The organism is Bifidobacterium vansinderenii (assembly GCF_002234915.1).
Lineage (GTDB): Bacteria > Actinomycetota > Actinomycetes > Actinomycetales > Bifidobacteriaceae > Galliscardovia > Galliscardovia vansinderenii.
The window spans coordinates 1-12,651 of the sequence record NZ_NEWD01000026.1 but is presented as its reverse complement, the minus strand read 5'-3'; the positions used below and the strand labels follow the sequence as shown (position 1 = coordinate 12,651).

Annotated in this window: 10 protein-coding genes and 1 riboswitch; of the genes, 4 read left to right on the top strand and 6 right to left on the bottom strand. The window is 64.0% G+C overall.

The genetic code is table 11. The features are described 5' to 3' along the window. The first annotated feature begins 288 nt into the window (after positions 1 to 288). Positions 289 to 2,367: a hypothetical protein gene (locus tag Tam10B_RS08990; RefSeq protein WP_093960908.1), complete on the top strand. Its 2,079-nt coding sequence runs from the start codon at positions 289 to 291 to the stop codon at positions 2,365 to 2,367. A 217-nt stretch (positions 2,368 to 2,584) separates the two neighbouring features. On the opposite strand, the gene Tam10B_RS08985 is transcribed toward Tam10B_RS08990, so the two are convergent. After that, on the bottom strand, positions 2,585 to 3,358 hold the full coding sequence (locus Tam10B_RS08985; RefSeq protein ID WP_093960956.1) for a sulfite exporter TauE/SafE family protein: 774 nt from the start codon (positions 3,356 to 3,358) through the stop codon (positions 2,585 to 2,587). A 293-nt stretch (positions 3,359 to 3,651) separates the two neighbouring features. Here Tam10B_RS08985 and Tam10B_RS08980 point away from each other — a divergent pair, with 293 nt between their 5' ends. Then, complete coding sequence (locus Tam10B_RS08980; RefSeq protein WP_093960907.1) at positions 3,652 to 5,046, top strand: NAD-dependent succinate-semialdehyde dehydrogenase; 1,395 nt, start codon at positions 3,652 to 3,654, stop codon at positions 5,044 to 5,046. Positions 5,047 to 5,689: 643 nt separating this feature from the next. After that, positions 5,690 to 7,078, top strand: coding sequence for an NAD-dependent succinate-semialdehyde dehydrogenase (locus Tam10B_RS08975; protein ID WP_093960906.1), 1,389 nt, complete (start codon positions 5,690 to 5,692; stop codon positions 7,076 to 7,078). A gap of 181 nt (positions 7,079 to 7,259) precedes the next feature. On the opposite strand, the gene pdxT is transcribed toward Tam10B_RS08975, so the two are convergent. Together pdxT and pdxS are read right to left on the bottom strand one after the other, a co-directional pair. Continuing rightward, positions 7,260 to 7,880, bottom strand: coding sequence for a pyridoxal 5'-phosphate synthase glutaminase subunit PdxT (gene pdxT / locus Tam10B_RS08970; protein ID WP_093960905.1), 621 nt, complete (start codon positions 7,878 to 7,880; stop codon positions 7,260 to 7,262). An 87-nt stretch (positions 7,881 to 7,967) separates the two neighbouring features. Next, a complete protein-coding gene (gene pdxS / locus Tam10B_RS08965; RefSeq protein ID WP_093960904.1) occupies positions 7,968 to 8,843 on the bottom strand; it encodes a pyridoxal 5'-phosphate synthase lyase subunit PdxS in 876 nt (291 codons plus the stop codon). A 268-nt stretch (positions 8,844 to 9,111) separates the two neighbouring features. Here pdxS and Tam10B_RS08960 point away from each other — a divergent pair, with 268 nt between their 5' ends. Next, a complete protein-coding gene (locus Tam10B_RS08960; RefSeq protein ID WP_093960903.1) occupies positions 9,112 to 10,812 on the top strand; it encodes a ClC family H(+)/Cl(-) exchange transporter in 1,701 nt (566 codons plus the stop codon). Between the two features lie 13 nt (positions 10,813 to 10,825). Here the strand turns inward: Tam10B_RS08960 and Tam10B_RS08955 are convergent, their stop codons facing one another. The 3 genes from Tam10B_RS08955 to Tam10B_RS13005 form a co-directional block, all read right to left on the bottom strand. Beyond that, on the bottom strand, positions 10,826 to 11,212 hold the full coding sequence (locus Tam10B_RS08955) for a fluoride efflux transporter FluC (protein ID WP_233133673.1): 387 nt from the start codon (positions 11,210 to 11,212) through the stop codon (positions 10,826 to 10,828). Continuing rightward, positions 11,209 to 11,811: a FluC/FEX family fluoride channel gene (locus tag Tam10B_RS08950; protein WP_093960902.1), complete on the bottom strand. Its 603-nt coding sequence runs from the start codon at positions 11,809 to 11,811 to the stop codon at positions 11,209 to 11,211. The genes Tam10B_RS08955 and Tam10B_RS08950 overlap by 4 nt, the downstream gene beginning before the upstream one ends. Positions 11,812 to 12,083: 272 nt before the next feature. Then, positions 12,084 to 12,221, bottom strand: a riboswitch (Fluoride riboswitch). A gap of 303 nt (positions 12,222 to 12,524) precedes the next feature. Then, positions 12,525 to 12,651 (bottom strand): adenylosuccinate synthetase (locus tag Tam10B_RS13005; RefSeq protein ID WP_143248616.1); only part of this gene is annotated, 127 nt, incomplete at its 5' end.

The following is a 12,651-nucleotide window of genomic DNA, read 5'->3' as shown; positions in this document are numbered from 1 at the left end:
GTTCAAAACGCCGATTGCGAGAAACCCCTCGTTCCATTGGCACCTCTCTCTGGGAGGGGAGCTGGCCGCCGTATGGCGGGCTGAGGGGAGGGATCCAGAGGAAGAGACGAGCTCGACTCCCGTCCAGAAAGGACGAATCCTCAGCAAGGGAGTCAATGAGGCGATCTTTCTGCGAAACACTTGTGTCTCCGGCACAAATCGGGCCTAAGATGAGGCACTTGGAATCCGAACGAGGGACGGGCGACCGCACGAGGAACGGCCGACCCGGTTATGTGGGGAAGTGAAGACATGACCGGCAGCGGAAACAGCGAAGATCGCGACAACATCGGCAGCGCATCAGGCAATGGCAACGCATCGAACAACGGCAAGCGTGACAACGATATGACGGATGGCAGTGTCGGCTCTTCCGAGCACGACGCATCTAATGCGCGTAAGGGCGCCACGTCGTCAACGGGTTCCTATGATCTCCTTGACGATTCATGGGATATTCCCGATCTGACATTCCCCGAACCGTCCGGTAGTTCGGCAGCGGCCGACTCCGGCCATGAGGGCACCGACCATAACGCGATACCGGACCTGGGATCGCTGGCATCCGGCACATCGAATGAATCGATGCCGACCACGGCAGTCGCCAAGTCCACGGAACCCAAGGCGGCCACGGAACCCAAGGCGGATGCAGAATCTGCCGATGAGTCAGTCATGACAGCGTCGGCAGACGAAACCACCCCGACGGCTGCGCCCACCATGACGCCCGAATCGGAGCACTCGGCAGAGTCGGCTCCGGCAGCCGAGACCGCAGCCCCCGCAGAGCCGGTATTCGCATCGAATGACGCAAACGGCACCGGGGACATTCCCGATACACTCAAGTCCGATCTGTCCGCCGACACGGAGGTGATCGGTAATCTGCCGCAGGAGCTGGACCATCTGTCCGCAACGCTGGACGATTTCAGCACGCCGATCGCGGCGGCGGGCGATGTGGAGGAAGGCGCCACCACGCCCGTGGCCCCGGCGTTCGCACCGACGGGGAACGTCCGTGAGACGGCCGAACCCACCACCGTGGTCGCGCCCGGAGAGCATGTGGCCGCGGAGGCCGGAACGGAACAGCCCGCGGCGGCTGGATCCGGAGCGTCATCGGAAACCGTGGTCATGCCGAAGATCTCTCCGGCGACGGAAGCGACCGCAAACAACAACGGCGGCAAGCGCGGCGGCAAACCCCGCACCTCACATCCGGGCAAGGGCGGCGTCAAGCAGCGCAAGCGTCGCCTACGCATGATCATCGCGGCCGTCGCGGCCATCGTGCTGGTCATCGCCGGCACATTGGTCTGGAAATACGTGAGCGACAATCAGGCGCATTCCACGGCGATGATGGACTGCTCCGCGTCCGCGAGCGCCTACGACAAGGCCAAGAAGCAGTTGGACATCGCCATCAAGAACGCGCAGGACGAGGCTGCGACCGCCGCCGGGGACGTGTCCGACGCGACGACGGTCAGCACGCTCAAGCAGACGATCAGCGATTCGAACATCTCCGGTCAGGTGCGCGACTGCCGCAACTCCATGCCCACGTCGGAGCTGCAGGCGGCCACGGACGCGAACAGCAAGCTCGCCGCCGCGGCGAGCAAGGCGGCCAAGAACGTGAACGCGGCGGCCAAGAAGGTATCCACCAGCAAGGACGCACAGAAGACCAACGCGCTCAAGCAGCAGATCACGGCACTGCTGCCCGGCGCGCAGACGGCGTACGAGGACAGCGACGGCGTGGTTGACGACGTGACGCGCGCCACGCTGAAATCGGCGATCGACGAGGCGCAAAAGGTGGAGAAGAAGTCCGGCGCCACGGTGGCCGAACTGGAGAAGGCGAAGAGCGCGCTGGAGACGGCCAAGACGAACGTGGAGGATTCCATGCCGAGCGAGGAGTCGACCGCAGGCAGTGGTTCGGGTTCGTCGAGTTCGGGCAGCAGCTCCACGCGCCGGCGTTCGAGCAGCGGATCAAGTTCCAACGGCTTGTCGTCGAACGGTTCGAACAGTTCAAACGGCAACGGTTCCGGCAGCTCGTCGAACAACCGGTATTCGGGCAACGGCTACTACAACCGCCGCCAGTACAGCAACCAGAGCGACGGCGGTTCGAACAGCCAGACGCAGGGCAACACCAATTCCACGCAGGGCAACACCACCACGCAGCAAGGTCAGCAGGGCGATCAGAACTCGACCCAGAGTGGCCAGTCGGGCCAGGGCGGCAACGGCGGCTCCGGCAATTCAGGCAACCAGTCGAACAGCGGCAACGGCGGTTCAACCCAGACCGGCGGCAACCAAGGCTCCAGCAATACCACGCAGGGCAACACTGGCACCTCGACGCAGTCCAACCAGCAGTAGGGCGGATATCCGCCCTTCGCTAGGTTCTTTTTCGCCTCATGCGGGGTCTAACCATCGTTCGCTAGGTTGTTATTCTGCAAAAACCATCCCGGAATATCTGCAGACTGAAGTCCTATCGGGAAAGTCTTCTTTGCCAAGGACCTAGCGAACAGGGGGTTAGGCTCGTGCAACAAGGCTGAGCCACCTAGCGAAGCGGGGATATCACCGGGCACATTCCCTACTTGCGCACGAAGCGCTCGCGCAGACCCGGGGTGATCTTCACGGCGGTCCAGAGGCTGCGCACCAGCAGCACGCACAGGTACAGCGCGAACAGGTTGGCGCCCATGCGCGGCGAGACCGCGCCCGCGGCAAGCGTGCCGAGCGGCGCGATGATGGCCGCGGTGATGCCGATGGTCAGTCCGTTGCGCAGATGCACGAGCTTGCGCTTGGTGTTGGCGATGGTGCCGGCGATCGAACTGGGGAACATGGCGAGCAGCGACGTGCCGCGCGCAATCAGATCGCTCGCGCCGAACAGCACGGACAGCGCCGGAACCATCACCGCGCCGCCGCCGATGCCGAGCAGGCCGGCAAGCGTGCCGATGCCCACGCCGAGCAGGGCGAGCAGCACGCCGGTGATCACGGTCATATGGATCGTATGGTCGCGCGACGGCGTGAACACAATCTGCGACGTGATCACGAACACCAGGAACACGACGAACACCCAGCGCAGCACCACTTCGGGCAGTCGCGCGAGCAGCCAGCTGCCGATCTGAGATCCGACCACGAGTCCGCATGCGAGCAGCAGCGCGGCGATCCAATCCACGTCGTTGCCGGTCGCATACGAGATCACGCCGGTGATGGACGTCGGGATGATCGCGGCCAGCGACGTGGCGGCCGCATGGCGCTGCGACAGTCCGAGGAACACCAGCGCGGGCACGATCACCGTGCCGCCGCCGATGCCGAACAAGCCGGACAGGAATCCGGACAGAACGCCCACGCCGATGAGCATCATCCACACGTGGCTCGCGGGACAGCCATCGCCGAGCGTGGACGATCCCTCGCCGTTGTCGGCGGGCTTGTCGGACTTCACGAACTCCACGCCGTCCACCGTGTCGTTCCCGCCGTTCTTCGTATCGTGCTTTTCGTTCTTTGCCTCACTCACGTCGGACACATTACTCTCCGCCGTTCCCGGCAAAGACCTCACTCCGAGGGATAATGGCATCGTATCGGCACTGACGACAACAACGGCAATATTGTCGGCAACGATCGGCAGTCGCACGGCAGGTTCTCAGAGAGGAGACCGCAATGGCATACGCAACAACCAATCCATACACCGGGGAAACGTTGAAGACCTTCCCCATGGCCACGTTCGAGGAGGTGGATACCGCGCTCGACGTGGCGCATCACGCGTTCGAGTGGTGGCGTGACGAGCCGATCGCAGAACGCACGAAGGTGCTGTCGGCCGCGGCGGACATCCTCGAGCACGAATGCAACGCGTTCGCCTCGATGCTCACACTGGAGATGGGCAAGATCACGAGCGAGGCCGTGGCTGAGGTCAACGTGTGCGTGGCGATTCTGCGCTACTACGTGAAGCATACGGAGACCCTGCTCGCGCCGAGGCTGCTGCCCACCGTCGGGTTCGGCGACACGAACGTGCAGCTGGTGAACGATCCGATGGGCATCATCTTCGCCGTCGAGCCGTGGAACTTCCCGTACTATCAGGTGATCCGCGTGGCTGCGCCGCAGCTGGCGGCCGGCAACGTGGTGATGCTCAAGCATGCGTCGAACGTGCCGCAGTGCGCCGCGCTCATGGCCGACCTGTTCCGCAGGGCGGGCGCGCCGGACGGCGTGTTCACGAACCTGTATCTGCCGCACGAGCTCACCGAGCACGTGATCGCCAGCCCGTACGTGCGCGGCGTGGCGCTCACCGGATCCGAGCATGCGGGCGCGGTGATCGCGTCGCTGGCCGGCAAGCATCTGAAGAAGAGCACGCTCGAGCTGGGCGGCATGGACGCGTTCATCGTGCTGAAGGATGCGGATGTGGCAGCCGCGGCGGAGTGGGCCGTGCGTGGTCGTTGCCGCAACGCGGGTCAGGTGTGCGTCTCGTCGAAGCGGTTCATCGTGGTCGACGACGTGTATGACGAGTTCGTGGAACGCTACCGCGCCGAGGCGGCGAAGCTCGTGGCCGGCGACCCGGCGGATCCGGCGACCACGCTGGCGCCGCTGTCGAGCGTGGGAGCGCGCATTCAGGTGGAGCGTCAGGTGGCGGACATCGTGGCGCAGGGCGCGTCGGTCGAGTATCTGGCGGACGTGCCCGGGTGGCACGCCGACGGCACGCCCGGTGAGGGCGCGTTCTATCCGCCGGCGCTGATCACGGATATTCCCGAGGGCACGCCAGCCGCGCGTACGGAGATCTTCGGACCGGTGGCGCAGCTGTATCGCGCAGCCGACGAGGAGGATGCGATCCGCATCGCGAACGATTCGCCGTACGGTCTGGGCGGTTCGGTGTTCAGCGAGAACGTGCATCATGCACAGGAGATCGCGCGCCGACTCGACACCGGCATGGTGACGATCAACCGTGCGAGCGCGTCCGGACCGGATATTCCGTTCGGCGGCGTGAAGAACTCCGGATACGGTCGCGAACTGGTCGATCTGGGTCTCAAGGAGTTCGTGAACCAGAAGGTCGTGATCAACGGATAGCGTCCGGCAGACGTCATGCTGCGAGCGCGGGCATGAGTCCCGCACAGGATCCGCGGTTTGTGGAGCACAACGATCGTCCCCTGCACGGGTGTCTCCGGTCTCCGCGAACCGCGGATTCGCATGACAATGCTGGCAACATAGTGGCGCATCGCCTCCCCGTGTCCGCATAATGATGGCGTTACATTCACCGTCAATGCAGACGATCAAGGGAGACAACAATGGCATATCCATAGTGATGGCAGATCCGCAACGAGAACATTCCGTCGGACGATCCACAGCCGACGAATCCACGCCGATGCCAGGCCGGCGGCCGCGGTAGCCGTCTTGTGCCGTTCATTCCATGTAATCGTCAATAGCGGTATCGTATCGGCAATGTTTGGGAAAGCGTTTTCCAAATAAAGGCCACGGCGCTGTCTGACAATGAGTTGAACGATGACGGCGACGCTGGAATCATGCTTGCCGATCACTCATATTTCAATAATCATACAAAAAACAAAGTATACACAGACGTAATCGCATCGACAATACAACACCATATCTTCGGTAAGCGTTTTCTCATTGAGCGGAAACCACTACCGACGAAGTCCATCCTTCAATACCATTGGCATTGGCTGCCGACGACGACAGCCGGAAGGGGAAAATCATGGCATACGCCACAATCGATCCGTACACCGAACAGACCATCAAGACGTTCCCGGACGCCACCGAAGCCGAAGTGGATGCCGCGCTGCAGACCGCGCACGACACGTTCCTCGAATGGAGGAACAAGCCGATCGCCGATCGCGTGGCCGTGCTGGCCAAGGCCGCGGACATCCTCGAGCAGAACCGCAGCGACTACGCCGCGACGCTCACCCTGGAGATGGGCAAGATCACGGCCGAGGCGGAGGCCGAGGTCGACCTGTGCGTGGGCATGCTGCGCTACTACGTGAAGCACGGCGAGGCGCTGCTGGCCCCGCGCCTGATCCCGGCCAAGGGCTACGGCGACACCGACGTGCAGCTGGTCAACGACCCGATGGGCGTGATCTTCGCCGTCGAACCGTGGAACTTCCCGTACTATCAGGTCGTGCGCATCACCGCGCCGCAGGCGACCGCCGGCAACGTGGTCGTGCTCAAGCACGCGTCGAACGTGCCGCAGAGCGCAGCCCGCATGGAGCAGCTGTTCCTCGAGGCCGGCGCGCCCAAGGGACTGCTCACCAACCTGTATCTGCCGCACGATCTCACCGAGCACGTCATCGCCAGCCCGTACGTGCGCGGCGTGGCGCTCACCGGTTCGGAGAAGGCCGGCAGCATCGTGGCATCGCTCGCCGCGAAGCATCTCAAGAAGAGCACGCTGGAACTCGGTGGTGCCGACGCGTTCATCGTGCTGGACGACGCCGACGTGGACAAGGCCGCCGACTGGGCGGTGTTCGGCCGCAACTGGAATGCCGGTCAGGTGTGCGTCTCGTCGAAGCGTCTGATCGTAGCCGACGCCATCTACGACCGCTTCCTCGCCCGCTACCGCGAGGGTGCCGCCAAGCTAGTGGCCGGCGATCCCACCGACCCGAAGACCACGCTCGCGCCACTGTCCAGCACGGGCGCCGTCGAGAAGCTGAAGAAGCAGGTGGCCGCCGCCGTGGAGCAGGGCGCCAAGGTCGAGTATCTGGCGGAGGTGCCCGAGCAGGGTGCGTTCTTCCCGCCGGCGATCGTCACCGGCATCACCGAGGACAACGACGCCTTCCACACCGAATTCTTCGGACCGGTCGCGCAGGTCTACCGCGCCAAGGACGAGGACGACGCCGTACGCATCGCCAACGACTCCCCGTTCGGACTGGGCGGTTCGGTGTTCAGCAACGACATCCATCACGCGCAGCAGGTGGCCCGCCGCCTCGACACGGGCATGGTCGCCATCAACCATCCGACCGTCGTCGCGGCCGACATCCCGTTCGGCGGCGTGAAGAACTCCGGATACGGCCACGAACTGCTCGACCTGGGCCTCAAGGAGTTCGTGAACCAGAAGGTCGTCGCCGTGGCCGACATCGACGGCACATTCTGATCCTTACGCACTCTTTTCAGAGCCGTAGGAAGAGTGCGCCGAAAAGCCAAGTCACATGAACACGAAAGAGCTGCGGGAATTCCCTGATTCTCACAGCTCTTTCGCTTGCAATCGCGCTTTTTCCCAAAAACGCCATGGCGCACTCTTGTTCAGCGCGACTGAAGAGTGCGCTGAAGATGTGTCACAAACTCAGGAAAAGCTCATGAATCCTGGTGTCGTCGGTAAGCTCGGGGTGGAAGGCGGTGGCGATGATGTTGCCCTGACGCAGGCCCACCACATTGCCGTTCACCTCGGTCTCCACGGTGGCGTCCGGGCCGACGGACACCACGAACGGCCCGCGGATGAACACCAGCGGGAAGTCCTTGATATCGCCGAAGTCGGCGTTCGCGGCGAACGAGCCGAGCTGACGGCCGTACGCGTTGCGACGCACCACGGCGTCGAGCGCGCCGAAGTACACGTTGTCGTCGTTGTCGAGCTTCTTGGCCAGCAGGATCATGCCGGCGCAGGTGCCGAACACGGGCTTGCCGGCGGCGATGTGCGCGGCGACCTTGTCGAACAGTCCGGTGGAGTGCAGCAGCTTGCCCTGCGTGGTGGACTCGCCGCCGGGCAGGATCACGCGGTCGATCGACTCGTCGAAGTCCTCTGCCGCGCGCAGCAGCTTCCACTGCGCGCCCAGACGGTCGAGCATGGCCGCGTGCTCGGCGAACGCGCCCTGCACGGCGAGGATGCCCGTCACGCCATGCTTGGCGGATTTGGCCTCGTCGGACTCCTCCTTGGAGATGTATTCAACGGCTACTACCAATGTTGTGTCCTTTATGCAAAACGATGAATAGTAATTGGCTCCCCTCAAAGAGGGGAGCCAGACAATGTCAGTTCGGGAACGATCCGATCACTCGCCGCGGGCGGCCATGATGGTTTCGATCTCGTCCTCGTTGATGCCGACCATGGCCTCGCCGAGGTTCTCGGAAAGCTTGGCCAGCAGATCGGCGTCCTGCCAGTTGGCGGTGGCCTGAACGATGGCGGCGGCGCGCTTGGCGGGGTCGCCGGACTTGAAGATGCCGGAGCCCACGAACACGCCCTCGGCGCCGAGTTCCATCATCAGGGCGGCGTCGGCCGGGGTGGCCACACCGCCGGCGGCGAAGTTCACGACGGGCAGACGGCCGTTGTCGTGCACGTACTTGGCCAGATCGTAGGGCACGGCCAGCTGCTTGGCGGCCTCGAAGATCTCGTCGTCGCGCAGGCCCACGAGCTCGCGGATCTGCTTGTTCATGGTGCGCATGTGGCGCACGGCCTGGATCACGTCGCCGGTGCCGGGCTCGCCCTTGGTTCGGATCATGGCGGCACCCTCGGCGATGCGGCGCAGGGCCTCGCCCAGGTTCTTGGCACCGCACACGAACGGCACGTCGAACTGGGTCTTGTCGATGTGGTAGACATCGTCGGCCGGGGACAGCACCTCGGACTCGTCGATGTAGTCGATCTCGATGGCCTGCAGAATGCGGGCCTCGGCGATGTGACCGATGCGCACCTTCGCCATCACCGGGATGGACACGGCCTCCTGGATGCCCTTGATCATGGCCGGATCGGACATGCGGGAGACGCCGCCGGCAGCACGGATGTCGGCCGGAATGCGCTCCAGCGCCATCACGGCGCACGCGCCGGCATCCTCAGCAATACGCGCCTGCTCGGGCGTGGTCACGTCCATGATCACGCCGCCCTTGAGCATCTGGGCAAGGTTCTTGTTCAGCTCAGACCTGTTCTCGGCCATGCTATTCCCCTTTTTATCCTTTGTCGGTCGTCGGCCAATCCAGCCGATCGTCATTCATCCCCACCACGTTCCACGTGAAACGCTGCCCCATGAAGCGCAGATGATAGGACACGTAACGCCCAATGCTATGAACGCCACGTTACGGACACGCAAAGCCGCCCATATTTCGGCGCCGATTGGCAATAACCAAAACCGATAACGCGTTCAAAAGCAAGCAATGCGCACCCCGCGCGGCGTATGCTGGACGCGGCTACGAAGGAGATGGGCAATGAGCGGTTCGGATCGGCGTAACGTTCCACGGAACGATTCAGACGATGTTTCACGTGAAACATCGACCTCACTCCATGCTTCACGCAAACACGATACGTCGCATGCGCCGCACATCGCACCGCGGCACCCACGCCGACGCCAGGCGCAGATCCACCGTTTTCTCTCCGACTTCAGCCGCGTGAAATGGCGCATCGCCGCCAAAGGTATTATCAGCGGATTCGCCGTCGGCCTGCTCGTGGTGCTCTATCGTCTCGGCATCGGCTACGGCACGCGCTTCGCCACGGCCATGTACGCGTGGCTGCGCGACAATCCGCTCTGGATCGCCGCATGGGCCGCGGCCGCCGTGCTTGCCGGCCTGTTCGTCGCTTGCCTGATCCGCTGGGAGCCCATGGCCTCCGGCAGCGGCATCCCCCAGACCGAGGGCGTGGTGACGCGCGGCATGCGCATGCGGGCGTGGTCGATTCTCGTGGTGCGCTACGCCGGCGGACTCCTCTGCGGCCTGTTCGGCCTGTCGATGGGCCGCGAGGGACCATCCGTGCAGATCGGCGCCGCCACCAGTCAGGCCACCGGCGGCCGGCTCGCACACGGTCAGGTGGACCGCAACGCGCTGATCACATCGGGCGCGGCGGCCGGACTGTCCGCGGCGTTCTGCGCGCCGCTATCCGGCGCCATGTTCGCGCTCGAGGAGATCCACCGCAGCTTCTCCCCCACGATTCTGCTCACCGCCATGAGCGCATCCCTCACCAGCGACTTCGTGGCCAAATACTGCTTCGGACTGCGCCCGGTGCTCGACTTCGCTGCCATCCAACAGCTGCCGCTGACCCACTACTGGTGGCTGCTGCCGCTCGGACTGGCCACCGGCGTGATCGGCGTGGTCATGAACCGTCTGCTGCTCGGGCTCCAGACGCTGATGAGCCACGTACCCGCCATGGCACGCCCCATCATCTCCCTCGCCGTGGCGTTGCCATGCGGCATGCTGCTGCCGCTCACGCTCGGCGGCGGCGAAAACCTCATCGCCTTCATGGAACGCGGCGGCGCCGGACTCGGGATGCTCGCCGCACTCCTGATCGTCAAGATGCTGTTCACCGCAACCAGCTTCGCCAGCGGCGCCCCCGGCGGCATCTTCATGCCGATCCTCGCGGTCGGATCGATCACCGGCGCACTCGTGGCCACACTGGGCGGCATGCCCGACCTTCCGATCGCTCTGGATGCGCAGTACGTGTCCGTCTTCGCTGTGATCGGCATGGCCGGCACGCTCGCCGCCGCCACCAAGGCACCGATCACGTCGATCCTGTTGATCGTCGAGATGTCCGGCAACATCACGCACATGCTGCCAGTGGCCGCCTGCGTGCTGATCGCACTGTTCGTGGCCGACGTATGCAACACGAAACCGATCTACGAGGTATTGCTCGACCGATATCAGGCCGGTCACCCGGACAACGCGGGCGCACAGCCGACCGCCGTACGCAGCGGCGTGGTCGAATACCCGGTGGAGATCGGCAGCCGCATGGCCGGATCGGCGCTCGGCAACGTGCCTCTGCCCGACGGCATGATGATCATCACGGTCCGCCGCGGGAGCCGAGACTTCGTCCCCAATCCGAGTTCCGTGATCCTCGCCGGCGACTACGTGGTCGTATTGTTCAGCGGATGTTCCGAATCCATTGCGCGCACCACACTGTCCGGCCTGTGCCGCGGCTGACTCGGCGGATAGCTCACATGCTCATGAGCTGCCAGCCGAGCGCGGCGCAGACAACCGGCACCACGATGCACGCGATCAGATAGTAGCCGGCCATGGCCTTGTGCTCGCCGCGGCCGAGCGTCACCACCTCGTTGATGGCGGTGGAGAACGTGGACAGACCGCCGAGGAATCCGGTGACGGCCATGAGATGCCACGGTTCGGGGAACGCCGACGCCGCGGCCGCCGCACCGGCCATGCCGGCGAGGAACGACGCGATGATGTTGATGATCAGCGTGGACAGCGGGAACGCGTTCTTCCACGCCAGTTTCACGGCCGTGTCGAGCACGAACCGTGCGGTGGCGCCCAGACCGCCGGCCACGCATACGCCGAGGAACGTCAATACCGTTGCGAAGAACATCATCGGGCGCCTCCCTTGGAAGAGCCCTCGGAGGGCTTCCTGGCCGGTTCTTCGGATGAGCGTGAGGGCGTAGTCGACCCACTCGCGGCCATGCCGTCCCACACGCTCGACGCCATATGATCGGCCCGTACGCGTGTGATCGCCAGCGACATGCGCACGCCGCCGTACGCGGCCACCACGCCGACGCCGAAGCTCAGCAGCACATACACCAAGACGCCGAACACGTTGCCCGACGCCAGATCGCGCAGCTGCTCGAACGCGAGCGTGCTCATGGTGGACAGGCCGCCGCACATGCCCATGCCGAAGCCGCGCGACACCAGATCACGGCTGCGCTTGCGCACCCACGCCGCGCGCGACACATATGTGCTCAGCGCCGCGTACACGAAGCACGCCACGATGTTCGCGGTGAACGTGCCCAAGTGGATCGCGTCCCACACGCTGGGCTGGGCGCCCTCGATCGTGGCCGGCGAATTGGCCAGCGTCAGTCCGTATCGCATGCCGGTGCCGAGACAGCCTCCCAGAAACACCACCAGATAGATCATCGGGTCGGCCAGCGGCGGGCGATCCTGCCCTGCCGAACGTTGACGTATGGGTTTGCTCATCTTCCCCTAACCTTCTCTCTCCACGCTGCGTCTCGCAGACTCCGCAACGCATGCGGCATGACAATACCGTACTCCGCGCAGCGCCCTCGGGCGTCTGGGGTAGGGAGGGGAAACGGCGAAAAGTATGAACGCAATCCGCTGAATCCGACCGTCCCACGCATCGCACGCGCTTCCACGTGCCGCACACATCGTCGCCGCGCGCGCCTGCACACGTATGCGCCCGACGCACCGACGCTCTGCATATGGCCTCGGGAATCCGGGCCATCGCCTGTCGAATCGTAGGAACCATCAGCGGAAATGCGGTTCGGACGCCCGACTCGCACGACCGGCCTCGCATGCGCCGCATGCATTCGCTCGCGGTCGTGAAATCACCGTCAGACATCCCGGTGAGTTCCATCACCGCGGCCCAATATAGGTCGCCCGTGGGGTATGCGCAAGCTCGGGTGGGAGGAAATGTGCGGAATCATACAGAAAAGGGAACAATTCCGCACAGGGGAAAAGCCGGTCGGGTGGGAGCCCGGTTCACAAATCGAAGATACCGAAATTCTTCCGCCATTTTTCAACAGTCCCGCTCAGGTATCTTCGATTTGTGAACCGCTCCGCCCCGAGCCCGCCCAGAAAACCACAAAATATCTCACAACAATAAAAAAATCCCGTTCCAAACCCCACTATGCAGGGCCCGGAACGGGATTACGAAATCGCGGAAGCCTCGACTAGTCGATCAGCGAGTGCACCGAGATGATGTGGTCACGCTGCGGACCGGTGCCGATCGCGGAGATGCGGCAGTTGGAGATCTCCTCAAGGCGCTTCACGTACGCCTGGCAGGTGGCCGGCAGGTCC

Coding starts and splice junctions, on each gene's coding strand:
- Tam10B_RS08990 (WP_093960908.1), top strand. CDS start 289: ATGACCGGCAGCGGAAACAGCGAAGATCGCGACAACATCGGCAGCGCA.
- Tam10B_RS08985 (WP_093960956.1), bottom strand. CDS start 3,358: ATGATGCTCATCGGCGTGGGCGTTCTGTCCGGATTCCTGTCCGGCTTG.
- Tam10B_RS08980 (WP_093960907.1), top strand. CDS start 3,652: ATGGCATACGCAACAACCAATCCATACACCGGGGAAACGTTGAAGACC.
- Tam10B_RS08975 (WP_093960906.1), top strand. CDS start 5,690: ATGGCATACGCCACAATCGATCCGTACACCGAACAGACCATCAAGACG.
- pdxS (WP_093960904.1), bottom strand. CDS start 8,843: ATGGCCGAGAACAGGTCTGAGCTGAACAAGAACCTTGCCCAGATGCTC.
- Tam10B_RS08960 (WP_093960903.1), top strand. CDS start 9,112: ATGAGCGGTTCGGATCGGCGTAACGTTCCACGGAACGATTCAGACGAT.
- Tam10B_RS08955 (WP_233133673.1), bottom strand. CDS start 11,212: ATGATGTTCTTCGCAACGGTATTGACGTTCCTCGGCGTATGCGTGGCC.
- Tam10B_RS08950 (WP_093960902.1), bottom strand. CDS start 11,811: ATGAGCAAACCCATACGTCAACGTTCGGCAGGGCAGGATCGCCCGCCG.